This window comes from Deinococcus koreensis, assembly GCF_002901445.1.
In the GTDB taxonomy this organism is placed as follows: Bacteria; Deinococcota; Deinococci; order Deinococcales; family Deinococcaceae; genus Deinococcus; species Deinococcus koreensis.
The window spans coordinates 2,233,409-2,257,203 of record NZ_PPPD01000001.1 but is presented as its reverse complement, the minus strand read 5'-3'; the positions used below and the strand labels follow the sequence as shown (position 1 = coordinate 2,257,203).

General features: G+C 68.7%; 21 protein-coding genes. 11 read left to right on the top strand and 10 right to left on the bottom strand.

Features of this window, described 5'->3' with window-relative positions:
* The first annotated feature begins 171 nt into the window (after window positions 1–171).
* Entirely contained in the window at window positions 172–1,323 is a 1,152-nt protein-coding gene (locus CVO96_RS10715; protein WP_103312229.1) for an MFS transporter, read from the top strand.
* Between the two features lie 253 nt (window positions 1,324–1,576).
* Here the strand turns inward: CVO96_RS10715 and ruvB are convergent, their stop codons facing one another.
* Complete coding sequence (gene ruvB, locus CVO96_RS10710; RefSeq protein ID WP_103312228.1) at window positions 1,577–2,569, bottom strand: Holliday junction branch migration DNA helicase RuvB; 993 nt, start codon at window positions 2,567–2,569, stop codon at window positions 1,577–1,579.
* Window positions 2,570–2,765: 196 nt separating this feature from the next.
* On the opposite strand from ruvB, the gene CVO96_RS10705 reads away from it, so the two are divergent.
* A complete protein-coding gene (locus CVO96_RS10705; RefSeq protein WP_103312227.1) occupies window positions 2,766–3,545 on the top strand; it encodes a VOC family protein in 780 nt (259 codons plus the stop codon).
* 3 nt (window positions 3,546–3,548) lie between these two features.
* Here the strand turns inward: CVO96_RS10705 and CVO96_RS10700 are convergent, their stop codons facing one another.
* The 5 genes from CVO96_RS10700 to CVO96_RS10680 all read right to left on the bottom strand — a co-directional run bounded on the left by CVO96_RS10700 (window position 3,549) and on the right by CVO96_RS10680 (window position 10,285).
* On the bottom strand, window positions 3,549–4,223 hold the full coding sequence (locus CVO96_RS10700) for an SCO family protein (RefSeq protein ID WP_103312226.1): 675 nt from the start codon (window positions 4,221–4,223) through the stop codon (window positions 3,549–3,551).
* A gap of 164 nt (window positions 4,224–4,387) precedes the next feature.
* A complete protein-coding gene (locus CVO96_RS10695; protein WP_103312225.1) occupies window positions 4,388–6,850 on the bottom strand; it encodes a cbb3-type cytochrome c oxidase subunit I in 2,463 nt (820 codons plus the stop codon).
* Window positions 6,847–8,109 carry a cytochrome c oxidase subunit II gene (coxB, locus tag CVO96_RS10690; protein ID WP_103312224.1) on the bottom strand — a complete coding sequence of 421 codons (1,263 nt, stop codon included), beginning with the start codon at window positions 8,107–8,109 and terminating at the stop codon, window positions 6,847–6,849. Before coxB ends, CVO96_RS10695 begins: the two co-directional genes overlap by 4 nt.
* A 224-nt stretch (window positions 8,110–8,333) precedes the next feature.
* The gene (locus tag CVO96_RS10685; protein WP_103312223.1) at window positions 8,334–9,245 is read right to left on the bottom strand and encodes a heme o synthase; all 912 of its coding nucleotides are present in this window, start codon (window positions 9,243–9,245) and stop codon (window positions 8,334–8,336) included.
* Window positions 9,246–9,301: 56 nt separating this feature from the next.
* Complete coding sequence (locus CVO96_RS10680; RefSeq protein ID WP_243398292.1) at window positions 9,302–10,285, bottom strand: COX15/CtaA family protein; 984 nt, start codon at window positions 10,283–10,285, stop codon at window positions 9,302–9,304.
* 182 nt (window positions 10,286–10,467) lie between these two features.
* Between CVO96_RS10680 and CVO96_RS10675 the strand changes: the two genes are divergently transcribed.
* Both CVO96_RS10675 and CVO96_RS10670 read left to right on the top strand, forming a co-directional pair.
* Entirely contained in the window at window positions 10,468–10,947 is a 480-nt protein-coding gene (locus CVO96_RS10675) for a DUF420 domain-containing protein (protein WP_165795372.1), read from the top strand.
* Between the two features lie 57 nt (window positions 10,948–11,004).
* Entirely contained in the window at window positions 11,005–12,261 is a 1,257-nt protein-coding gene (locus CVO96_RS10670; RefSeq protein ID WP_243398290.1) for an MFS transporter, read from the top strand.
* Window positions 12,262–12,284: 23 nt separating this feature from the next.
* Here the strand turns inward: CVO96_RS10670 and CVO96_RS10665 are convergent, their stop codons facing one another.
* Complete coding sequence (locus CVO96_RS10665) at window positions 12,285–14,174, bottom strand: GAF domain-containing protein (RefSeq protein ID WP_103312220.1); 1,890 nt, start codon at window positions 14,172–14,174, stop codon at window positions 12,285–12,287.
* Between the two features lie 117 nt (window positions 14,175–14,291).
* Here CVO96_RS10665 and panB point away from each other — a divergent pair, with 117 nt between their 5' ends.
* Window positions 14,292–15,113, top strand: coding sequence for a 3-methyl-2-oxobutanoate hydroxymethyltransferase (gene panB / locus CVO96_RS10660; protein WP_103312219.1), 822 nt, complete (start codon window positions 14,292–14,294; stop codon window positions 15,111–15,113).
* 73 nt (window positions 15,114–15,186) lie between these two features.
* Here panB and CVO96_RS10655 read toward each other — a convergent pair whose 3' ends face one another.
* From CVO96_RS10655 to CVO96_RS10645, 3 genes are all read right to left on the bottom strand, one after another.
* Complete coding sequence (locus CVO96_RS10655) at window positions 15,187–16,503, bottom strand: Glu/Leu/Phe/Val family dehydrogenase (protein ID WP_103312218.1); 1,317 nt, start codon at window positions 16,501–16,503, stop codon at window positions 15,187–15,189.
* A 128-nt stretch (window positions 16,504–16,631) separates the two neighbouring features.
* Window positions 16,632–17,876, bottom strand: a complete 1,245-nt coding sequence (locus CVO96_RS10650) for a Glu/Leu/Phe/Val family dehydrogenase (protein ID WP_103312217.1) — start codon at window positions 17,874–17,876, stop codon at window positions 16,632–16,634.
* Window positions 17,877–18,380: 504 nt separating this feature from the next.
* Window positions 18,381–19,355, bottom strand: a complete 975-nt coding sequence (locus tag CVO96_RS10645; protein ID WP_103312216.1) for a polyprenyl synthetase family protein — start codon at window positions 19,353–19,355, stop codon at window positions 18,381–18,383.
* A 157-nt stretch (window positions 19,356–19,512) separates the two neighbouring features.
* Between CVO96_RS10645 and CVO96_RS10640 the strand changes: the two genes are divergently transcribed.
* The 6 genes from CVO96_RS10640 to CVO96_RS21705 all read left to right on the top strand — a co-directional run bounded on the left by CVO96_RS10640 (window position 19,513) and on the right by CVO96_RS21705 (window position 23,776).
* Window positions 19,513–20,112 (top strand): hypothetical protein, encoded by a 600-nt coding sequence (locus CVO96_RS10640; protein WP_103312215.1) that lies wholly within the window; start codon window positions 19,513–19,515, stop codon window positions 20,110–20,112.
* Between the two features lie 259 nt (window positions 20,113–20,371).
* A complete protein-coding gene (locus CVO96_RS10635) occupies window positions 20,372–20,833 on the top strand; it encodes an Rrf2 family transcriptional regulator (protein ID WP_103312214.1) in 462 nt (153 codons plus the stop codon).
* Window positions 20,834–20,896: 63 nt separating this feature from the next.
* Window positions 20,897–21,154 carry a DUF5654 family protein gene (locus CVO96_RS10630; RefSeq protein ID WP_103312213.1) on the top strand — a complete coding sequence of 86 codons (258 nt, stop codon included), beginning with the start codon at window positions 20,897–20,899 and terminating at the stop codon, window positions 21,152–21,154.
* 58 nt (window positions 21,155–21,212) lie between these two features.
* A complete protein-coding gene (locus CVO96_RS10625; protein ID WP_103312212.1) occupies window positions 21,213–22,298 on the top strand; it encodes a quinone-dependent dihydroorotate dehydrogenase in 1,086 nt (361 codons plus the stop codon).
* A gap of 31 nt (window positions 22,299–22,329) precedes the next feature.
* Complete coding sequence (galE, locus tag CVO96_RS10620) at window positions 22,330–23,331, top strand: UDP-glucose 4-epimerase GalE (protein WP_103312211.1); 1,002 nt, start codon at window positions 22,330–22,332, stop codon at window positions 23,329–23,331.
* Complete coding sequence (locus CVO96_RS21705) at window positions 23,324–23,776, top strand: Imm7 family immunity protein (protein WP_103312210.1); 453 nt, start codon at window positions 23,324–23,326, stop codon at window positions 23,774–23,776. The genes galE and CVO96_RS21705 overlap by 8 nt, the downstream gene beginning before the upstream one ends.
* The last annotated feature ends 19 nt before the right edge of the window (window positions 23,777–23,795 follow it).

Genomic DNA, 23,795 nt, shown 5'->3' with positions numbered 1-23,795 from the left:
TAAAGATCGGCCGACCCGGGGGGCTGCGTTACCCACCTGCCCCTCGAGACCCCCTGCCAGAGCGGCGGCAGCGGCCCGTGCCCAGAAACCTGGCCGCGCCCTGCCCCCTGCCACCGGGGGCGCGGCCCCCCCCGACAGCCCCGGACAATCAGGGGCCGTACAATCAGCGGGATGTTGTGGCTGCGGCCCCTGACCATGCTGCGGCTTCTGGCCCTGCTCGCCCTGAGCGAGGCCGTCCGGACGGCCCTGTTCGTGTCGGTGCTGCCCCTGGCGGGCCCGGCCCTGAATCTCGGGCCCGCCCTGATCGGCGCGCTGGCCGGCACCCACTACCTGGCCGACGCCCTGGCCAAAGGCCCCAGCGGCCTGATTACCGAACGCTGGGGGCTGGGCCGCACCCTGCCCGTGATCACGGGCCTGGGACTGGCGGCCACCCTGACCCTGAGGTTTTACCCCCATCCGGTGGCGGCGCTGCTGGCCTGCGCGGTCTGGGGGCTGGCCTCCGCCGCCCTGTGGCCCGGCATCATGAGCGCGTCTCAGGCGCTGGCCCAGCCCGGCCGCACGGCCCGCGCCCTGGCCATCAGCAACCTGAGCGTGGCGCCCGCCATCCTGCTCGGCGCGCTGGGCATCGGGCCCCTGATGCAGTACAGCGCCGAGCTGGCCTGGAACAGCCTGCTGCTGATGCAGGGACTGGCGGCCGCGCTGGCCCTGAGCCTCTGGCGCCTCCGCACTCCCCGGCCCGGCACCCGGCTGGTCTGGACGGCCTGGGCACCCGTGGCGGCGCTGCTGCCGGCCGCGCTCGCCCAGACCCTGGCGCCGGGCCTGCTGGTCACCCTGCTCTACCCGTTGCTGGAACGCCTGAACCTGAGCCTGCGCGACCTGATCCTGCCGGGCCTGCTGGCGCTGGGCCTGTTCGCGCTGAGCCTGTGGCTGATCGGCCGCCGAGCCGACCGCGACCACCCCCGCCGCGCACTGCGGCCGGGCCTGCTGCTGCTGGCCGCGACCTTCGCGCTGGCGGCCCTGCCCGAGCCGCAGCGCTTCCTGTGGCTGCTGGCCACCCTGCTGGGCCTGGGCTACGGCGCCTTCCTCACCGGATGGAACGGACTGGTCGCCCGCACACTGCCCGAAGGCCAGCGCGCCGCCGCCTGGGGCACAGTGATGGCCGTGGAAGCGCTGGGCTACGCGATCGGCCCGGTGCTGGGCGGCGCCGTGTGGCAGGTGTGGGGCGCCGGCGGCGTGTTCACGCTGGGCGCCGTGATCTTTCTGGGGGCGCTGGGATACGACCTGTGGCGCCACCGTCCTGGGCCTGAACGCCGCACCGCCTAGCCCGTCAGCCGTGACCGTGACCCGGTCGGGAGACCAGACAGATCCCGCCCTGGCCCGATCCGTTGTCGGAACCAGGCCAGGGCGACGGGAGCATGGAGTCCCGGAACTCCGCGGGAAACCAGAATTTCGCGGGCGAAGAGCCCCCAGTGCTGCTCCGGAGGTGCCGCAGTGGTGCGGGCACGTCCGCGCTGATGACGGCAGACGAACCGGGTGAGCGTCCCAGGCCTCCAAGAGCAAGCCCTGGTGACCTCGCTCAGTTCACGAACAGGCCCAGGTCGCCGTCGCCGCTGACCGGCAGGCCCAGGTGGTCGTAGGCGTGCGCGGTGGCCACGCGGCCACGCGGCGTGCGCTTGATGAAGCCGAGCTGGATCAGGTAGGGCTCGTAGACATCTTCCAGGGTCAGGGCGTCTTCACTGATGGCGGTCGCCAGGGTGTCCACGCCAACCGGGCCGCCGGCGAAGCGGTGGATCAGGGTCTCGAGGTACTTCTTGTCGCGGTCGTCGAGGCCCGCCGAGTCGAGGCCCAGCTTGTCCAGCGCCGAGTGGGCCCGCTCCAGCTCGATGGTGGTCTCGCCCGCGACCTCGGCGTAGTCGCGCACGCGGCGCAGCAGGCGTTTGGCGATGCGCATGGTGCCGCGCGAGCGCCCGCCGATCTCCAGCGCGGCGCCGTCCTCCAGGCCGAAGCCCAGCAGCCGGGCGTCGCGCAGCAGGTTCAGCGCGATCTCCTCGGGCGTGTAGTACTCCAGGTGCTCGATGATCCCGAAGCGGCTGCGCATGGGCGCGGTGATCAGGCCCGGGCGGGTGGTGGCCCCCACCAGCGTGAAGCGCGGCAGCGGCAGCTCGATGGTGCGGGCGGCCGGCCCCTGCCCCAGCACGATGTCGAGCTTGAAGTCCTCCATCGCCGGATAGAGGTGTTCCTCGGCCACGCGGCCCAGGCGGTGGATCTCGTCGATGAACAGCACGTCGCCCTCTTCCAGCGAGTTGGTCAGGATGGCCGCCAGGTCGCCGGGCTTCTCGATGGCGGGGCCGGAGGTCACGCGGATGTTCACGCCCAGCTCGGCGGCGATGATGTGCGCCAGGGTGGTCTTGCCCAGCCCGGGAGGCCCGAACAGCAGGGTGTGGTCGAGCGCCTCGCGGCGGCCTTTGGCGGCCTGCAGGTACACGGTCAGCTTGTCCTTGAGTTTTTCCTGGCCCACGTACTCCGTCAGGGTCTTGGGACGCAGGGCGGGATCGTGCGGCTCGGTCATAGACAGAGTGTAGCGCAGTTTAGCTGTGAACGGAACTGAACTGGGTAAATTTGACAGCACACGATCTCAGGAGTACGCTTGAACTGTAAGAAAGCAGATGATTCCGGCCCGTTCGCCTGCCGCTCCCCTCTCGCCCGCTGTGTGCGAGAAGGTCTGCCTGTGGCCTGAAGCAGCCCACCGAATACGGAGGTTTCCCATGCCCGAGGTCAGCGCCCGCCCCGCCGGCACACCCACCTGGTTCGATCTCACTACCGGCAGACCCGAGGAGGTCAAGCCCTTCTATACGGCGCTGTTCGGCTGGGACTTCGAGGACTACGGCCCCGCGCTGGGCCATTATCACCGGGCGCGCGTTGGGGGTGCGGACGTGGCCGGGCTGGTTCCGAAATCGCCGGATATGCCCGGCATGCCCAGCGCGTGGTCGGTCTACTTCAGAAGTGACGATGCGCAGGCCGACGCCACCCGAATACGCAACCTGGGCGGCCAGGTCATGGTGGAGCCCATGCAGGTCATGGAGCTGGGGCACATGCTGGTCGCCAGCGATCCCACCGGGGCGGTCTTCGGGATGTGGCAGCCGCTGGAGTTCCACGGCTCAGCGCTGGAAGGCGAGCACGGCTCCATGACCTGGCAGGAGGTCAACACGCGCGACTCGGGCCAAGCGCTGACGTTCTACACAGGGCTCCTGGGTGCGACCAGCCAGCCCCTGACTGGTGTGGACTACTACTACATGCTTCAACACGGCCCCGACGACATCGCCGGCATCCTACAGATGGACGAGGAGCACTGGCCCCCCAGTATTCCCTCGCACTGGATGCCCTATTTCGCCGTGAACGACGTGCACGAGGCGGTGCGGGTGGCTGCCGATGCCGGCGGAACGGTGAGTGTGCCCCCCTTCGAGTCCCCCTACGGCACCATCGCCGTGCTCAGCGACCCTGACAACGCCGTGTTCAGCGTGATCCAGCTCAGCCAGACCCCCTGAGATTCACGACCCGTACTGGCGGATCAGCCCCGGCAGGTCGCGTTCCAGCGTGCCGTCGATGACCGCGCCGTTGCCATAAACGCGCACGAAGCGGCCCCGCGCATCGACCACGCCGACCTGATCGCCGTGGATGATGGCCGCCTCGGCAGCGCCGACGGGCGCCTCCTTGGCCTCCGCCGAAGCCGGGGCGCCGTCCGTGTGCCCACCATGTTCCGGGTTCAGGCCGGTGTCGTTGACGATGCCGACGAACATCGCCCTGGCCGCCTCGTTGACCGCCACGCTGGTGCCGGTCAGGCCGCTGAAGGCGGGGTCGAAGCGGTTCAGGTAGGCGCGCACGACCTCTGGGCGGTCACGCTCCGGGTCGACGGTGATGAACTGCACCTGCAGCCGCTCCCGCTGCTGGGGCGTGAGCTTCGCATACGTGCTCTTCAAACTCGCCAGGGTCGCCGGGCAGACGTCGGGGCAGCGCACGAAGCCGTAGAACACCAGCCGCATCCGCCCGTCCGAGGCGGCCAGCGTGGTGGGGGCGCCCCGGTCGGTGACCAGGGCCACGGCGGGCAGCGGGCGCGGCGCATCGAGCGCGTCGCCGCCCGTGACCGCCGGGGACGACTGCCGGAACAGCAGCACCCCGCCCAGAACCGCCGCCACTGCCAGCAAGACCGCCGTGATCCACTTCATACGCGCAGCCTAGAACGGCCCGGCGGGTGAGGTGTCCCTGGGAGGGTGGAGAGAGGTGATGGTGGATAGGGAAAAGAGGAGGAGCACCCCCTCCCTGCGCGGGTGCCCCTCCTTTTCACTGTCTGTGATCCATCAACGATCACCGATCGACCATCAACCCTTGCCTACCAGGCGTAGAAGATCGCCACGATGAACAGCCACACCACGTCCACCAGGTGCCAGTACAGGCTGGCGGGGGTGATGGAGCCGTGGTTGTACTTGTCCATCTTGCCGGTCATGGCCTGGAAGTACGGCAGGGCGATGCCGGTGCCGCCGATCAGGATGTGCAGCCCGTGCAGGCCCACGATGATGAAGAAGCACGCCTGCCAGAGGTTCTGCTTCCAGTCGCTCTCGACCCCGAACAGCGCGAACTCGTAGACCTGGAACAGCATGAAGGCGGCGCCCAGCACGAGCGTGATGAACAGGCCCAGGCGGAAGCGGGTGAACTTGCCGTGGTGGTTGTCCTGCTCGGCGCGGTGGATCACGAACGAACTGCTGACCAGGATCAGGGTGTTCAGCGCGGCCAGCCAGATGTTCGGGCGCAGCACAGGCGGCTCGGCGGCGCCGATCACGCGCAGGTACACGTAGCCGGCGATCAGCACGCCGAACAGGCCCACTTCCGAGATGATGAACCAGGCCATGCCCATGAAACCGTTGTCGTACTTGGTCAGGTGGTGGTGTTCCACGGGCACGGCGTATTCACGGGTGCCGGCCCACTTGAACAGCCCGTAGAAGAACACCGGGAAGCTCAGGTACAGCACGATACTGGCCAGGATGTGCGCCGGGCTGGCGTCGAAGAAGGGCTGCAGGCCGCCAGCCGGGGTGTAGTTGGTGAACCAGCCGAAAGACAGTCCGTAGCCCATCATCAGCGTGCCCACGGCCGTGATGAAGGGGCCCCAGGAGTCCTGCGGCAGGTGGATGGTCTTGGGGTCGACCGGGGTCAGGGTGTCGCCGTTCTTCTCCCAGTCGTAGAGCGGGCGCTCGGTGGGGAAGGTGGAGGGGAACTCGTGGGCGAAGTTGTAGGCGGCGGGGGGGGACGCGGCCGTCCACTCCAGCGTGAAGCCGCCCCAGGGGTTGGGCGAGGCGGTGGCGGGTTTCTTGAACGAGTACCACATGTTCCACCACCACACGGCGCCGCCGGCCAGCAGGGTCAGCGCGCCCAGCGTGGAGATGAAGTTCAGTTCCGTCCAGGCGAAGTTACCGTCGGGGTAGGTGTAGTAGCGCCGGGGCATCCCCAGCAGGCCCAGGATGTACTGCGGCAGGAAGGTCATCCACGAGCCGATCATGAAGAGCCAGAAGTGCCACAGGCCCTGCTTCTCGTCGAGGAAGCGGCCGGTCATCTTGGGCCACCAGTAGTACAGCCCGGCCATCGCCAGGAAGGCGGTGCCGAACATCATGACGTTGTGGAAGTGGGCCACCACGAAGTACGACATGGTGACCTGATAGTCGAAGGGAATCATGCCCAGCGCCACGCCGGTGATGCCGCCGATCAGGAAGTTGAAGATGAAGCCCACGAGCCAGTAGGTCGGCGTCTTCATCAGGATGCGGCCGCCCCAGAGGGTGCCGATCAGGTTGAAGATCTTGACGCCGGTCGGCACGGCCACGATCAGCGTGGCGATCATGAAGGCGATCTGCCAGGCGTCGGGCAGGCCCACCGCGAACATGTGGTGAACCCACACCAGCAGCGAGACCAGCACGATGCCCAGGATCGAGTAGACCATCACGCGGTAGCCGAACAGCGGCTTGCGGGCCATGGTGGAGGCGATCTCGGCGCCGATGCCCAGGTAGGGCAGCAGCATAACGTACACGGCCGGATGCGAGTAGAACCAGAAGAACTGCTGGAACATCACCGGAACACCGCCGGTACCGGGGTTGAACATGCTCAGGCCCAGCTTGAGTTCCAGGAAGGTGACCAGCGCCGCCGCTGTCAGGCCGCCCAGCGAGATGAGCTGCAGGATGGAGGTGGCGAAGATGCTCCAGCAGAAGATCGGCATCTTCCACAGGCTCATGCCGGGCGCGCGCATGTTCACGATGGTCGCGGCGAAGTTGGCCGAGCCCAGCAGCGAGGCGATGCCGTTCAGGGTGAGCGCCACCATCAGCACGGCCACGCCGGTCTGGTTGGCGTCCACCGAGAGCGGGTAGTAGAAGGTCCAGCCCACGCCGGGCGCGCCGCCGTTGGCGAGACCCAGGATTACCAGGATCAGCGAGAAGATGAACAGCCACACCGCGAAGGTGTTCACGCGCGGCAGGGCCACGTCGCGCACGCCCAGCTGTAGCGGCAGGAACCAGTTCCCGAAGCCGAACAGCCCAATCGGGATCAGGAAGAAGAAGATCATCAGGGCGGCGTGCAGGGTCAGCACCTGGTTGTAGAGGTTGCCGACCAGGAAGGTGTTGTTCGGCACGGCCAGCTGGATCCGCAGGCCCACCGCCAGCAGCCCCGCGATGGCGAAGCCGATGATGCTGGTGAGGATATAGAGCGTCCCGATCTTCTTGTGATCGGTGGTCATCATATAGTCCTTGAGGACTTCCCAGACGCCGGGACGCGGAGCCGCGACAGACTGCGGTGATGGAGCGTGCTGAACGGTCACTGCGTACCTCCTGTGGCGGCGGGAGCTGAGCTGCTGGGTACGGCGGCGTTCGGGGCGCCCATGACGCGTGTGCCCTTCCAGTAGTCCGCTTCCTCGGGCAGCTTGAGGCTCCGCAGGTAGGCGGCCACGTCGTCGATCTCAGCGTCGGTCAGCACGCCGCCCTTGGCTTTGCGGCCCTGCACCATGTACTCGCTGCCGTCATAGGTGGGCATCAGGCTGCCGGGCTTGACCTTGGGGCTGTGCTTGAGCCATTCGTGCAGCGCGCGGGCGGCGCCGGGCTCTTCCCACTGCTGCTCGCTCATGGCTTCCCACATGCCGGCGCCCAGCGTGCGGCGGGTGCCGAAGAAGCTCAGATCCGGGCCGTTCACGCCGGCAGCGGGCGTGCCCTGCACGCGGTGGCAGGCGGCGCAGGCGGTCGCGCCCGTGCTGCCCTTGCCCTGCATGAAGATGGCGTATCCACGCGCCTCGGCGCTGCCGGGCGCCGGCTCGGGGGCACGGTAGACCTGGGCCGCGGCCAGGGTGGCGTCGTAGCGGGCCTGCTCCAGCGCCACGACCTTGTAGCGCATGTTGGCGTGGCTGGCGCCACACAGCTGCGAGCAGTTGCCCTGGTACGCGCCGGGCCGGCTGGTGTCGACCGTCCAGGTCTTCTGCACGGCAGGCATGGCGGCGCGCTGGCCGCCGATGTTGGGCGCCCAGAAGCCGTGGATCACGTCGCCGCTGGTCACGGTCAGGGTCACGTCCTGTCCGGCGGGCATCAGCATCTCGTTGCCGTTGGTGACCACGCCGCCGGCCTGGGCCTTGGCGGCCGGATACGAGAAGTTCCACCAGAACTGCCGGCCCAGCACGTCGATCTTGGGGGCCTGGGCATCGACCGCGTTCACGACCGCCAGGCTCTTCACGGTCAGCACGCTGAGGAAGATCACGATGATGACGGGTACGCCGACCAGCGCGATCTCCAGGCGGTTGTTGCCGTGGAACTGGGCGGGCGGGGCCTCGTGCTTGTCCTCACGGAACTTGTTCACCGTGTAGAACAGGGCGTACGACACCCCGATGAAGATGATGATCGAGAGGGCGATGGCCCACAGACTCATCCACCAGATCTCGCGGTTGTACCCCGACGACATGTCCCCGATGGAAATGGACTGGCGAACCTGCTGGCAGCCGCTGAGCAGCGCCATGCCCAGGATCGCGGCGATGGCGGGAACGCGGCCGGAGCGCCTCCGTGTGCCGCTGTGGCGGTCTTGGGTGGTATTCAACATGACTCCTTTCTTCTGCCCTACAGTTTAAAGCGTCCAGATGACCAGGGTGCGCCGGAACCCCGGCTGGGATGAGGGACGCCCCGCCCGACCGCTCGGTTAGGTCGCTTCCGCATGAGACACCATGAAGCGCGGGCAAAGTGTCCTGCCGAAGGAAAAGTGAAGGGGCTCCAGTGGAGGGGCCACGTGGCCGGGGCCGTCCGCTCAGCCGGCCCAGCCCAGAGCTGTCAACCCAGGGCGGCGAACACGGCCCGGTCAAGCGCACCCAGGGCGAACAGTAGGGCCAGATACAGCATGGAATACAGGTACAGCGGCACGGCCACCTTGCGCTCGACCGTGTGACCGGTCATGACATGGCGGTACAGCCGCCAGGACAGCACCAGCAGCCAGCCGCCCAGGGCCGCCGCCGACACGAAATAGATCGCCCCGACCTCGCGCAGGAACACCGGCATCAAGGAGAGCACCACCGTGTAGATGGCGTACAGGCCGATCTGCGCCACGGTGAGCTTCTCGCCGTGCACCACCGGCAGCATGGGAATGCCGACCTCGCGGTATTCCTCCTTGATCATCAGGGCCAGCGCCCAGAAGTGCACGGGCGTCCAGAAGAAGATGATGGCGAAGAGGAACCACGCGAAGAGGTTCAGGTCACCGGTCACGGCGGCCCAGCCCACCAGCGGCGGGAAACAGCCGGCCGCGCCCCCCAGCACGATGTTGTGCCAGGTGTGACGCTTGAGCAGCGCGGTGTACACGCCCACGTAGGTCACGAAGCCCGCCAGGCTCATCCAGGCGGCCAGCGGCGTGGCCCAGATCCACAGCATGAGGAACGAGAGGATCTGCAGGGCGCCGCCGAACAGCGCGGCCTCGCGCCCTCCGATCAGGCCGCTGGAGGTGGGCCGCCCCGCCGTGCGCGCCATCCTCAGGTCGATGTCGCGGTCGATGATCATGTTGAACACGCCCGCCGAACCCGCCGACATGTAGCCGGCCACGCTGACCACCAGCAGCAGCCCCAGCCCCGGCCAGCCGCGCGCCGCCATGAACATGGCCGTCACGGTAGTCCACAGCAGCAGGCTGATGACCTTGGGTTTGGTCAGGGCCAGGTAATCCCGCCAGGTGGCGCGGATCGGCGCGGCCTTCGTCATAGCCTTCACGCTATCAGAGGGGGGGCGGGCCTCCGGGGTCTGCACGCGGCCCGAGGTCACGCGCCCACCTCCAGCCCGCCGGACGCCGCACGGGCCTGGGGGGCGACCAGCGCCGCGTACACCAGCCGCACGGTCGCCAGCCACAGCACGCAGGCCAGCAGCAGGTGCGAGAGCTGCATCCAGCCCGGCGCCTTGAGGGCCACGTTCAGGAAGCCCAGCGCCATCTGGGCGGCGACCAGTCCCCAGACCACGCCGCTCCAGCGGGCTACGTCCGCCCCTGGCCGCTCGCGGCGCAGGAACACGCCCAGCCACACCAGAAAGGCGCTGACCAGCACCGCCAGCATGGGGTGGAGCACGCGCAGGTTCTCGATCACGCTGGCAGTGGCCCCGAAGTCGCGCTTCACGGTGTCGATGGGCGTGCCGTCGGCCGGGAGGAACAGCAGGTCGCCCAGCGCCGTGACCGCGCCCGCCATGCCCAGCACCAGCAGCAGCCCCAGCGCCAGGTAACTCCAGGCGCCGACCCAGCCCTGGGCGCGCAGCCGGGGGGCCGGGGCGCCCGAGACCCACAGCGCCGTGAGCAGCAGCGCGCCCAGCAGCAGGAAGGTGTTGGCGAGGTGGACGCCCTGCACGAAACCGCGCGCCGGGTCGGTGGAGTCGGCGGTCAGGCCCAGCAGCACCTGTACGCCGCCCACCAGCCCCTCCAGGATGATCAGGCCCAGGCTGAGCAGCGCCCCGAAACGCGCCGGATGCCCCCTGGCCGTGACCCGGAACGCCAGCGCGACCAGGCCGATCGCCAGCAGGCCGCTCGCGCCGCTGGTCAGGCGGTGGCTGAATTCGATGACGGTGTGCAGGGTGGGACTCTGCGGCACCACCACGCCGTTGCACAGCGGCCAGTGTTCGCCGCAGCCCGCGCCGGCCCCGGTGATCCGCACGACCGCGCCCCAGAGGATCACCAGCACGTTGTAGATCAGTGCCGCCCACGCCAGCCGGGGCAACCAGGCGCCCGCAACCGCGCGGGGAACCGTCAACGTTCCACTCACTTCCTCACCGTCCCTTGCCTCCGCCGCCCACGGGGCGAAGTCCTGCGCCATTTTAGGCGCCGGGGGGGCCGGAGGATTGTCCCCTGATGCGCAGGCGCCATCCACCAGGTCATCCTGCGACCTGTGCGGTGTCCCGGAGCACGGACACCTGCCCTGCCCCCCACCCCTACACTGATCCCGTGTTGGCGCAAACGATCAATCAGTGGGCGGTCATTACGATCGTCCTGAGCGGGCTGGCCTTGGTGGTCGGCGTCTTGTTTATCCGGAACGGGAACCGGGAGGCGCATATGCGCGCCATGCTCACGGCCAGTGCCCTGGCGACCATCTTCCTGGTGCTGTACCTGACCCGGCTGGGCCTGGGCTACGAGAAGAAATACGTGGGGCCGGACGAGTGGCGCCCGGCGTACTTCGCCCTGCTGATCAGCCACATCATCCTGGCCGCCGCGAACCTGCCGCTGGCGCTGGGGGCGCTGTACAACGCCTGGAAGGGCCTGAAGGCCGCCGGAAACCTGGGCAACATCGACGCCCCGGCGGCGCGCGGCCTGTTCAACAGGCACCGCGCCTGGGTGCGCTGGACCGTGCCGGTCTGGCTGTACGTGGCGGTCACCGGCTGGATCATCTACCTCGTGCTGGGCCGCTGGGGCGAGGTCGTGAAGGGCTGAGGGCTGACTATCAGCTCTGCCGCCAGATCGGCCTGGAGCCCGGCCTAGACTGCCGCAGTGAGTTCGAGTCGCCACTCTTCAGCCCCCGATTCCAGCCGCGCCGTGCTGGCGCTCCCCGAATTCCGCGCCATGCTGCTGGCCGCCGTGTGCTCCACCCTGGCGGGCCGCGCGGTGGCCCTGACGGTGGCCTACCAGCTCTACCAGCTGACCAAAGACCCCCTGACGCTGGGCATCCTGGGGCTGGTCGAGGCCATTCCGGCGCTCAGCCTGGCCCTCTTCGGTGGCGTGGTGGCCGACCGGAGCGACCGCCGCCTGATCCTGCTGGGCACCATTTCCGTCGAGGTGGTCTGCGCGGGCTGCTTCGCGCTGTACGCCCCACACGCCGTTCAGCACGGCATCCTGCCTATCCTGGCGCTGATCTTCACACTGGGGGTGGCGCGCGGCTTCTCCGACCCCGCGCTGCCCGCCTTCCAGGCGCAGGTGGTACCGCGCGAACTGCTGCTGCGGGCCTCGGCGTGGCGTTCCAGCGCGTGGCAGGCGGCGGCCATCGCCGGGCCGGCGGTGGGTGGGGTGCTGTACGCCTCGGTCGGGGCGGCGGGCGCCTACGTGTTCGGCGGCGTGCTGTTCGTGGTGTCGCTGGCCTGCGTGGCCTACGTGAAGCCCAAACCCAGACCCCGCTTCACTCCCGGCGAGCCGGTCTGGGACAGCGTGAAGGCGGGGCTGGCCTTCGTGATGCGGCGGCAGGTGCTGGTGGGCTCCATGGCCCTCGACCTGTTCAGTGTGCTGTTTGGCGGCGCGGTGGCCCTGCTGCCCATCTTCGCGTCCGACATCCTGGCGGCCGGGCCCACGGGACTCGGTGTGCTGGTCGCGGCGCCCAGCGTGGGGGCGCTGGCGGTCATGCTGTACGCCACCAAGCACCCGCCGGGCAAGGGCGCCGGGCGCACGCTGCTGGCGGCGGTGGCGGGCTTCGGGATGTCCATGCTGGTCTTCGGCCTCTCGAAGAACTTCGCCCTGAGCGTGGCCGCGCTCGTGGCCGCCGGCCTCTTCGACGGGATCAGCATGGTGATCCGCAGCGCCACCCTGCAGATCCGGGCGCCCGACCACATGCGCGGGCGGGTGAACGCGGTGAGCGGCATGTTCATCGGGGCCAGCAACGAACTGGGGGCCTTCGAGAGCGGCGTGGCCGCCCGGCTGCTGGGCACCGCCCGCTCGGTGTGGCTGGGCGGGATCGTGACCCTGGTCGTGGTGGCCGTGACCGCGTATCTGGCCCCCGAACTGCGGGCGATGGATCTGACGGACGTGGCCGAGGACTGAGCTTCCGGCCTATAGCGGCAGGACTACAGCGGCAGACTGAACGAGAAGGTGGCCCCCTGACCCGGCATGCTCTGGGCCCACACCCGCCCGCCGTGCCGCGAGACGATGCGCCGCACGGTGGCCAGCCCGATCCCGGTGCCCTCGAACTCGGACGGATGGTGGAGGCGCTGGAAGGGCTGGAACAGTTTGTGGGCGTAGGCGGGATCGAAGCCCACGCCGTTGTCGCGCACGGTCACGCTCACCTCGCCGCTCTGGGTTTCGGCGGACACCTCGATCACGGCGTTGGGCTCGCGCTGCGTGTACTTGACCGCGTTGCTCAGCAGGTTCTGAAGCACGAGCGAGAGCAGGCCGGAGTCGCCCGGCACCTCCGGCAGGGCCGAGACCCGCCACTCGATGGAGCGGCCCTGGGTTTCCAGCTCCAGCGCGCCGATGGCTCCCTGCACCAGTGGGCCCAGCGCCACCGGGGCCGGTTCCAGGGCCAGCTGACTGGACCTCGACAGGCTCAGCAGGCCGTCGATGATCGCGTGCATCCGCCGGGCCGCCTGCTGGATCTGTCCCAGCGCCGCCCGTGAGCGCTCGTCCGAGCCGTCCCAGCGCCGCTCGAGGATGTCCGCGAAGCTGCTGATGTGGCGCATCGGGGTTCGCAGGTCGTGGGAGGCGGAGTAGGTGAAGGCGCGCAGTTCCTCGTTGACCTCGGCCAGTTCGCGGGTGCGCTCCTCGACCCGCTCCTCCAGGTGGGCGTTGGCCGCGTCCAGGGCCTGCTGCGCCCGCTTGCGCTCGGCCAGCTCCTGCTGCAGCTGCTGGTAGAGCCGGGCGTGCTCCACGGCGTTACCGGCACGGGCCGCGACCTCCTGGGCGAAGGCCAGATCGCCCTGGGTGTAGGCCCGCTCCAGGCTGGTTCTCGCCATGCCGAGCACGCCGACCACCGTGCCGCTGGCCTTCATGGGCACGGTGATCACGGAGCGCATCTGAAGACGGCGAATCTCGCCCTTCCAGGTCTCGGACATCGGCATGGCCTCGATCAGGTCGTCACTGATCTCGGTCATGACCTCGGCTTCACCGCTCCGGAACACCCGCCCCACACTGCCTTCACTGTCGACCGTCGAGGGGTAGCGCTCGATGAACTCGCGCAGGAACGTGGCCATCTGCGGATCCTGATGCACCACCGTCACCGGCCTGAGCCGCCCTTCCGGGGCAGGTAGGTGGATCACGCACCAGTCGGTCAGGCGGGGCACGGTGAGGCGCGCGATGCTGTCCAGCGTGGTGGTCAGGTCGAGCGAGCGGCCCAGCACCGCGCTGGCCTCGGCCAGGAACGACAGCTGGGTGTTCAGCACCTCGGCTTCCCGCAGCGCCGCGCTGCGCTGCAGGGCCTGCGCGCACTGGGCCGCCAGCGAGAGCAGGAAGGTGCGGTCGGTGTCGTCGAAGGAGCGCGTCTGCGCGAACGACAGCGTCAGCACCCCGAGACTCCGGTCGGAGACCAGCAGCGGCAGGGCGGCCAGACTGCCGGTGGTCGCGCGCAGCACCGGGGCGAGCACCGGGTAAGCCTCGAGCGCCTGCTGCATGGTCTCGATCAGAACCGGCGTACGGCTGGTGAAGGCCACCGTCGCGGGGGTGTGCCGGGAGAGCGGCAGATGACGCCAGAGGTCGATCAGATCGGCGTCGTAGCCCACCGAACCCTGGATCACCAGCTCCTCGGCGGTGGCGCTGACCAGCATCACCGAGCCGGCGTCGGCGCCCATGGCCCGCACCCCCTCCTGCACGACCACCCGGATCACCTCGTCGGGCAGGGTGGCCCCGCCCAGCGCCTGGGTGACCCGCCACCAGGCCCGCGCGTGCAGTTCCGAGCGCTCTGCCGCCCGCCCCTCCTGCTGCGGAGGCCCGGAGACCGCTGGGGCAGCATCGTGTGAAGGCATACATCCAGCATAAGGCAGCGCCGGTGGTCGCACCCCGGCAGGTGGGGCGGGCGGTGGGTGGGCCTCACGGCAGCGGGCAGGGCCCTGTCCCGGCTGCCCCTTTGCTACCCTCCGCCTATGAAACGCAGTATTCCGGAGCTGCAGCACTCCGAAGTTCCGCTGGTGATGGTCACCGCCTACGACTATCCCGGCGGCCGGCACGCCGAGGCGGCGGGGGTCGACCTGATCCTGGTGGGCGACTCGCTGGGCAACGTCGTGCTGGGCTACGACTCCACGGCGCCGGTCACGCTGGGCGACATGATCCACCATGCCCGCGCGGTGCGGCGGGGCGCCCCGGACACCTTCATGATCGTCGACCTGCCCTTCGGCACCTACCACACGGGCGTGCAGGACGCCATGCGCAACGCCGTGAAGATCATCCAGGAGACCGGCGCCGACGCCGTGAAGATGGAGGGCGCCACCGCCGAGATCCTGCAGGTCGTGGACACCCTGACCCGCAACGGCATTCCCGTGATGGGCCACGTGGGCCTGATGCCCCAGACCGCCACCGCCCAGGGCGGCCTGAAGGTGCAGGGCAAGGACGACGACTCCGCCCGCCTGACCCTGGACGGAGCGCTGGCCCTGGAACGCGCGGGGGCTTTCGGGATCGTGCTGGAGGCCATTCCCGCCCGTCTGGCCCGATTGATCAGCGAGAAGCTGCACATCCCCACCATCGGCATCGGCGCGGGCGTGGGCTGCGGCGGCCAGGTGCTGGTGACCCACGACCTGCTGGGCGTCTACGAGGGCGAGGAGAAGAAGATCGCCAAGCGCTACGCCGAGGTCGGCAAGGTGGCCCGCGAGGCCATCGAGCACTACGCCGCCGAGGTCAGGGCCCGCCAGTTCCCGACCAAGGAGAACTCCTTCGTGATGAAGGATGACGTCCTGGACAAGCTGTACTGAGGGAATGGCCGAAAGGTGATGGTCGATGGAACGTGCTTCTCCATCGACCATCATCCATAGACCTTCTACATCCTCACGGGTACAGCCCCCGCAAAGCCCGGGCTTCCAGCACGCGCGTACAGGCCACGATGTACACCGCCGTCCGCAGGGTCACGCCGTGCTGCTCCTTGACGGCCCAGAGGCTCTGGAAGGCCTCACTCATGATGCGGTCGAGGCGTTTGTTGATCTCGTCCTCCGTCCAGAAGAAGGAGGAGAAGTCCTGCACCCACTCGAAGTACGAGACCGTCACGCCGCCCGCGTTGGCGAGTACGTCGGGCACCACGGTCACGCCCTTGTCGGCCAGCAGGTCGTCGGCGGCGGGGATGGTGGGGCCGTTGGCGCCCTCGATGATCAGGCGGGCCTTGATGCGGTTGGCGTTGTGCAGGGTGATCTGCTTTTCCAGCGCGGCGGGAATCAGCACGTCGCAGTCCACGCCCCAGAACTCGTCACGGGTGATTTCCTCGCTACCCGGCAGGTCGGTGATCTTGCCGGTGCGGCGCAGGTGCTCCAGGGCCACGCCGGGGTCGATGCCGGCCTCGCTGGCGATGGTGCCGGTCACGTCCTGAATGGCGACGATCTTCGCGCCGTGTTCATGGAAGATGCGCGCGGCGGCCTCGCCCACGTTGCCGAAGCCCTGCACGGCGATGCGGGCGCCCTCCATGGGCATCCCCAGCTTCTTCATGGCCTCGGCGCCGGTCACGAACACGCCGCGTCCGGTCGCGTCGGCGCGGCCCAGCGAGCCGCCCAGCGCCACGGGCTTGCCGGTCACCACTCCGGTGGCGGTGCGGCCCACGTTCATCGAGTAGGTGTCCATCATCCAGGCCATGGTCTGCGGGCCGGTGTTCACGTCGGGCGCGGGGATGTCCTTGTCCGGGCCGATGATCAGGCCGATCTCGGAGGTGTAGCGCCGCGTGATGCGCTCCAGCTCGCCTGTGGAGTACTTGCGCGGGTCGAGGCGGATGCCGCCCTTGCCGCCGCCGTAGGGCAGGTTCACGGCCGCGTTCTTGACCGTCATCCAGGCCGAGAGCGCCATCACTTCACTCAGGGTCACGTCCTGGTGGTAGCGCACGCCCCCCTTGGCCGGCCCGCGCGAGGTGTTGTGCTGCACGCGGTAGCCCTCGAAGTGCGCCACCGAGCCGTCGTCGAGGTGCACCGGGATGTCCACCACGAGAATCCGCTTGGGCCGCTTGAGCGTCTCGACCCAGAAGGCCAGCTTGCCCAGGTACGGCGTGACGCGGTTCACCTGCTCCAGAAAGATCTCGTAGGGGCCGATGTTGTTGGGGTCGAGGTAACTGGGGATGGCGTGCGGCCCCAGGTCTTTGGGGGTTTTGGGGTCTTGCGTGGCGGTCATGGGGGGCCTCCTTCGGAGGGGCGATGGGTGAGGAGCTATGAGCTCTGGGCTATGAAAGGGAAAAAGATCTGTCCGAAGGGGAGGTGTCGGGCTTCTGGCTCAAAGCTCAGAGCCCAGAGCTCACCGCTTCAGGGATACACCCCGCGCATCACCGTCGCGTCGTGCAGGCGGTTCAGGGCGATGGCGTAGGCGGCCGTCCGCATATCGGTGCCGCGCGTCCGCATGAAGGCCAGCACCGCGTCCAGGGCCGGGTTCACGCGCTGGTCGATGGCGGACTCGATCTCCTCTTCCGTCCAGAAGAAGTTGCTGGCGTCCTGCACCCATTCCAGGTAGTTCACGACGACCCCGCCGATGCTGGCGACCAGATCGGGCAGGACTGTTACGCCCTGCTCTTTCAGGAAGCGCTCGGCCTCGGGCAGCACGGCGCGGTTGGTGGCCTCGACCACGTAGTCGGCACGTACCGCGTGGGCGTTGCCCGCGTTGATGGCGCCGTAGTCGTAGGCCAGCATCAGCACGTCCACGTCCAGCTCGGTCAGCTCGTCGGGGGTGATGTCGGTGGCGTAGCCCTGCACCGAGCCGTGGCGCTGGCGGTGGGCGGTCACGGCGGCCACGTCCAGCCCGCTGCTGGCGTAGGTGGCGCCGCCCTGATCGCTCACGGCGACCACCAGCGCGCCCTGCTCGGCCAGGCTCTGCGCGGCCCGGCGACCCACCGCGCCGAAGCCGTACACAGCGACTCGGGCGTGGTTCAGCGTGCGCCCGGCCTCCTCCAGCACGCGCCCCGTGATCAGCGCGGCCGAGCGGCCCCGGGCGTCCTTGCTGCCGTAGGAGCCGCCCAGCGGAATGGGCTTGCCGACCACCACGCCGCTCAGGGTCTCGCCGGTGTTCTCGGCGTAGGCGTCGAGGATCCAGGCCATGACCTGCTCGTCGGTGCCCACGTCGGGGGCCAGGATGTCCTCGTGGTGTCCGATGAACTTCACGAGTTCGCTGGAATAGCGCCGGGCCAGCCCCTGCAACTCATGCTCGCTGAGGGTCGCCGGATCGACGTCCACGCCGCCCTTCGCGCCGCCCAGGGGCAGGTCGGCCACGGCCGCTTTCAGGGTCATGATGGCGGCCAGCACCTCGCATTCGTGGGCGTTCAGGCCGGCTTTCAGGCGCACGCCGCCCATGGCGGGGCCACGCGAATTGCTGTGTACCGAGCGGTAGGCCCGGAACATCCGCACGGAGCCGTCGTCCATACGAACCGGCAGGTTCAGCGACACGGTGCGCCGGGGATACTTGAAATAGGCGAGCGACTGATCGGTCACCTCGCAGTGGGGCAGTGCCTGCTGGAGCTGTTCCATGAGGCCCTGCCAGTTGAGTCCTGATGCCCGCATGTGTGGGTCTCCTTCTTGCCGGCCACGACGGTACGCGGCGCTCTGGATGGCTTTGCTGACCCCCGAAGCATACACGCCCCGCCCGACTCGCATAGACAACCTGAGAGGGCAAAGGAGGGTGCTCCGGGTAGGTCTGGATGCTCAAACCGTCCACCGTTCTAGCCGGGCCGTGAGGTCAGCGTCAACCCCACCGGGCTGCCGCCTTTTTCAGCGACAGACACGCGCTGCAGGGGAAGCGGTTCCAGTATCGGGATGCGTGCAGGAGGGCAGGCGAACCTGGCGATTGCCAGGCGACGGGGAGGAGCGGCCGTCCACCGGATCAGGACGGGGCCACGCGAACCTGACTGGAGATCGGATCGGGCCGATGCGGGAAACTCGGGCAGGCCTGGGCGATACCCTCCACTCCGTTCAGGGAGACCGTGTGGGGGTTCAGAGGGACAGGCACGGATCCATCAAGCGCGGTGATGACAGGCATAGGTTGAGCGCAGGTTGAAGGCGCCGCCTTTACCGGGCGCGTTCGATCTCCTTATGAGCCAGCCGTTCCAGCCCCTCGCGGGCCTCGGAGGGCGGGAAGACCCCCAGGGCGGCGGCAGCCAGCGCGGCGCGGCGGCGGATTTCCTCACGGGTGCGCGTAAAGGCGCCGCCCTGCACGGCCAGCTCACGCACGCGGGCGACGTCGCCGTCCTGGGCGGCGCGGCGCTCCAGCACGGCGCGCACCTCGGCGCCGTGCGGGCCGTCCAGCAGGTAGAGCAGCGGCAGGGTTGCCTTGCCCTCGCGCAGATCGCCGCCCACGGGCTTGCCGATGAGCGCCTCCTCGCCGGCCAGGTCGAGCAGGTCGTCCTGCATCTGGAAGGCCAGGCCGTATTCCAGGCCGAAGGTCGCCAGGGCCTGGGCCTGTTCGGGCCGGGCACCCAGCAGCAGCGCCGGGCTGCGGGCGGCCAGTTCGGTCAGGGCGGCCGTCTTGCCGTGGATCACGCTCAGGTAGTGCTCCAGCGAGTAGTCCTGATAGGCCGCGACCTGAAACTGCAGCACCTCGCCCTCGCAGATCACCGAGGCGGTCTCGCCGAAGGCGCGGGTCAGGGGCGCGCTGCCCGGCATCTGCGAGAGCAGCATCAGCAGCCGCGAGAGCATGAAGTCGCCGCTCATCACGCTGACCACGTTGCCAAACCGCCGGAAGGCCGCCTGATGCCCGCGCCGGGTGTCGGCGTCGTCGATCAGGTCGTCGTGCAGCAGTGAGGCCGAGTGCAGCAGCTCCACGCACACGCCGACGTCCTGCACATACTTCCAGTCCGGCCCGCCGGGCGAGGCGCCCAGCAGCTGCGCCGACAGGAAGGTGATCAGCGGCCGGGTGCGCTTGCCGCCGGCCGCGACCAGATCCTCTCCGATCAGTTCGATGAATTCCACCTTCGAACGCAGCACCTCGCGCAGCCGCGCCTCGAAGGCGGCGTCCGGCACGCTGAGAGCTGCCCTGGCGGTCATGTCCGCAGTATAGGGAGCGCCTGGCAGGCAAACGTACCTGTGGAGCGCCCGGACGTCCCTCTTCCCCCGACGAGGCCCCCAAAGGCAAAAGAACGCTCAGCGTCCGGCGCGTTTGTCCCTCCCCGCCCGGGGGCCCGACATGCTAAACATCTAGGGTATGGAAAGCGTCGTTGCCCTCTTCCGCGAGCCCTCGCAGGCCCAGACTGCTCTGGAGGCCCTGAAATCACGCGGGTTCGAACGCGATCACCTGGGCTTCGCCCTGTCGGATGTGGTGGCCGAGGACACCATCGCGCAGGCGACCGGCGTGAGCCCCGAGGCGGGCGCTCCCGGCGGCTCGGGCAGCGTGATCAAGGGCGCCCTGGTGGGCATCGCCGCCGGCCTGGTGCTGACCGTGCCGATCTGGTTCCTGCTGTGGATCATTCCGGCCACCAACTCGCTGCACGTGGGCGGGCTGTACGGCATGTTGTTCGGGGTCATCGGCGGCGGGGCGCTGGGCGGGCTCTTCGGCGCGCTGGCCGGCAGCGACCACGGCGACTACGTGAAACTGCTGCGCGCCATGGGCGTGCCGGCCTCGCAGGCCGAGCGCTTCCAGGCGGCCCTGCGTAGCGGCCACACCCTGGTCATCGCCCGCGATCCCAGCGGCGCCCGCGGCGACGAGGCCCTGAGCCTGATGAAACGCCACGGCGCGGTCAGGCTGGACGACGTGCAGGGGGGCGGGCGCCTGAGCAGCGAGCGCAGCGGCCAGAACGGGCACTGAGCAGACAATTGCGGGAAGAGTGGCGCCGGATACTCCCCGGCGCTCCTTTTTTTGGGTCATGAGCTGTACGCAAGCGTCAGCACAGTAGTCATCCTGAACACAGAGAGGGATTTGAGCAGCGACCGACGCGGCCAGGGCGGAGGCATCACCTCCGATCGGAGGACGCTCCCCGAAGGCGCAGCGTCGGTGTAGCGGCCTTCCTAGCCACAATCCCCTAAATCCCTACACTCCACCCGGAATTAAGCGCTAGACTGGCCCCATGTGGGTCTCTACCAAAGCCCAGTACGGCCTGCGCGCCCTGATCGAGATCGGGCGTGAGGGCGGCGCTGCCGTGCCGCTCAAGGACGTGTCCGAGAGGCAAGGCATCAGCCAGCACTATCTGGAGCAGATCGCCAGCAACCTGCGCCGCGCCGGCTTCATCCGCAGCGTGCGGGGCGCCCACGGGGGCTACCGGCTGGCCCGCCCGGCCACCGAGATCAACGCCTATGACGTGGTGACGGCGATGGAAGGCTCGATCGCTCCGGTGTCCTGCGTCGAGGACGACCACGCCTGCGACCATCAGAACGTGTGTGGCACCCAGGATCTGTGGTTCCGGGTCGACGCGGCCCTGCGCGGCGTGCTGGGCGGCACCACCCTGCAGGATCTGATCGAGGAGAGCGAGCGGGCCCAGCACGCCCGACTGGTGCAGCTGGAGCCGACCTTCCTGGCGCCGGCCCGCTGACCCGTCGCTGCTCCCCCCATTTGCCCGATTGTCAGGCCGCCTCCGGCCTGTTATGAAGGATCAATGAACAATTCACGCGCGATGCTGCAGACCATGATCACGCTGGCGAGCGCCAGCCTGGGCCTCGTGGCGGCCCTGGCCTGGAACGAGGCGATCAAGACCACCCTGAAGGTGCTGTTCAATACCGGCGAGAGTCTGGCGGGGCTCTACACCTACGCCGTCCTGGCGACCGTCCTGGCCATCGTGGTGCTGGTGGCCCTGGCCCGCGCCTCCGCCCGCATCGGCGGAGAGGCCGCCATCAGCCGCGAGGCCGAGGGCTGAGCCCCCGGGTTCTGAGCCACAGCCTCATAACCCCCAGAGCGCCCTATCCTGGGCATTGATGTACCGCCGCCTCGCCCGACCCCTGCTCTTCCGCCTCGACGCCGAGGACGCCCACCACCTGACGATCAGGGCGCTTGAAGCCGCCTCGCGCGTGCCCGCCTGGCCCGCCCTGGCCCGGCGCCTGAGCGCGCCGACCGACGCCCGGCTCTCGCAGACCCTGTGGGGGCAGTCCTTCGCCTCGCCCGTGGGGCTGGCGGCGGGGCTGGACAAGAACGGCGTGGCGGTGCCGGCCTTCGCCGCGCTGGGCTTCGGCTTTCTGGAGGTCGGTACGGTCACGCCGCTGCCCCAGAGCGGCAACGACCGGCCCCGGCTGTTCCGCCTGCCCAGCGATCAGGCGCTGATCAACCGCATGGGCTTCAACAACGAGGGCGCCGCCGCCCTGCACGCCCGGCTGGCGGCCCTGCGGACGCGAGACGTGCCGGTGTGGGTGAACATCGGCCGGAACAAGGCCACAGGGAACGACGAGGCCACCCTGGACTACCTGAAGTGCGTGCGGGCCCTGCAGGGCGTGGCCGACGCCTTCGTGGTCAACGTGAGCAGCCCGAACACGCCGGGGCTGCGCGCCCTCCAGGCCGCCGACGAGCTGGGGGCCCTGGTGCGCGCGGTGGTGCAGGAGGTTGAGGCGGGCCGGGTGGCGGCCCTGCGCGCCCCGCCTGTCCTCGTGAAACTGGCCCCGGATCTGCACCCCGCCGACTTCGAGGCCAGCGTAGGGGCCACCCTGGAGGCTGGAGCCCAGGGCCTGATCCTCTCCAACACCACCCTGAGCCGCGAGGGGCTGGGCCACCCCCACCGGGAGCAGGCGGGCGGCCTGAGCGGGCAGCCGCTGACCCTGCGCTCGACGGGGCTCGTGCGGGACGCCTACCGCCTGACCCGTGGGCGCGTGCCGATTGTCGGCGTGGGCGGCGTGTTCACGCCGGAGAACGTGTACGCCAAGCTGCGCGCCGGGGCGAATCTGGTCGAGGTCTACACCGCGCTGGTGTACGGCGGCCCCGGTCTGGTGCGCGGACTCAACCGGGGCCTGAGCCGGATGCTGGAGCGCGACGGCGTGCGGAACATTGCGGAACTCATAGGGACGGACGGCTAGGCCGCGCGCCTCCCCTGCTAGCCTGACCTCCATGAAGATTCTGGTGGTCGGTGGAGCGGGGTATATCGGGTCGCACACGGTGCGTCAACTTGGGGCGGCGGGACATGAGGTCGTGGTGCTGGACAACCTCAGCAGCGGGCACGCCGAGGCGCTGCCGGCGGGCGTGGAACTCGTCCGGGCCGACCTGCTGGACGCCGGGGCCGTGAAGACCGCGCTCCAGGCCCATCAGCCCGAGGCCGTGATCCACTTTGCCGCGCTGATCGAGGTGGGCGAGAGTATGCGCGCGCCGGGGCGTTACTACCGCAACAACGTGGTGGGCAGCCTGAACCTGCTGCAGGCCATCGTGGAGACCCGCAAGATTCCGCTGGTGTTCTCCAGCACGGCCGCCGTGTACGGCACCACCGACGCCGTGCCCATCCCCGAGGACGCGCCCATGCAGCCCGAGAGCGTGTACGGCGAGACCAAGCTGATGACCGAGCGCATGATCCACGCCTTCCACGTGGCGCACGGCCTGCCGTATACCATCCTGCGGTACTTCAACGTGTGCGGCGCCTCTCCTGTCGGCGATATCGGCGAGGCCCACGCAGGCCAGACCCACCTGATCGAGCTGGCCTGCCTGACCGCCCTGGGCGTGCGCGAGAAGATGATGATCTACGGCGAGGACTACCCTACCCCCGACGGCACCTGTATCCGCGACTACGTACATGTGCAGGATCTGGCCGACGCGCATGTGCTGGCCCTCGAGGCGCTGCAGGCCGGCAGACACGACGCCGCGACCTACAACGTGGGCCTGGGCCACGGCTTTTCCGTGAAGGAGGTGCTGGACGCCGTGGACACCGTGGTCGGCACGCCCCTGAGGCGCGAGGTGGGCGACCGCCGCGCCGGCGACCCGCCCCGCCTGGTGGCCGACGCCTCGCGCATCGTGCAGGATCTGGGCTTCTCCCCGAAGTTCACCGACCTGAAGGAGATCGTGCAGACCGCCTGGAACTGGCACCGGGGGCACCCGGACGGCTTCAGGAAAGAGCGTGTTTGAGTTCCACGGCTGGTTCAATATTCGGGAGTCCCCTCAATGGCCTGGAGAAAATAGTAGGGAAAACGAGATCTTCGGTGGCCTCGAACGGTTGACTGGTGGATTCCAGTGGACAGTGAACAACTCATCACATCACGTTCAATCCGATCAAAACGCTGTGCTAGACATCGGTTATATGAATGGTTCATGTTTTATACACTTACGCGGTCACAAAAACCACCGATCTTCATATTGGGATGACATTCAAACCCTTTTGGAGTGGATTTGCCGTGAGGCCCCTGGCTCGTTTGGCCTACTTTATTGGCGAGATGACGAGGGTGACCCGCCTGCTGAGGCAAATAACTTTCAGGTCATAGTGATGGCCCGTGGGGAGTTAACGACACGTTTTGACCCCTTCCTGTCTCCAACTATTCCTACAATCGAAGACGAATGGGACGGCATTTCGTGAGTGAACTACTTTCCATCTC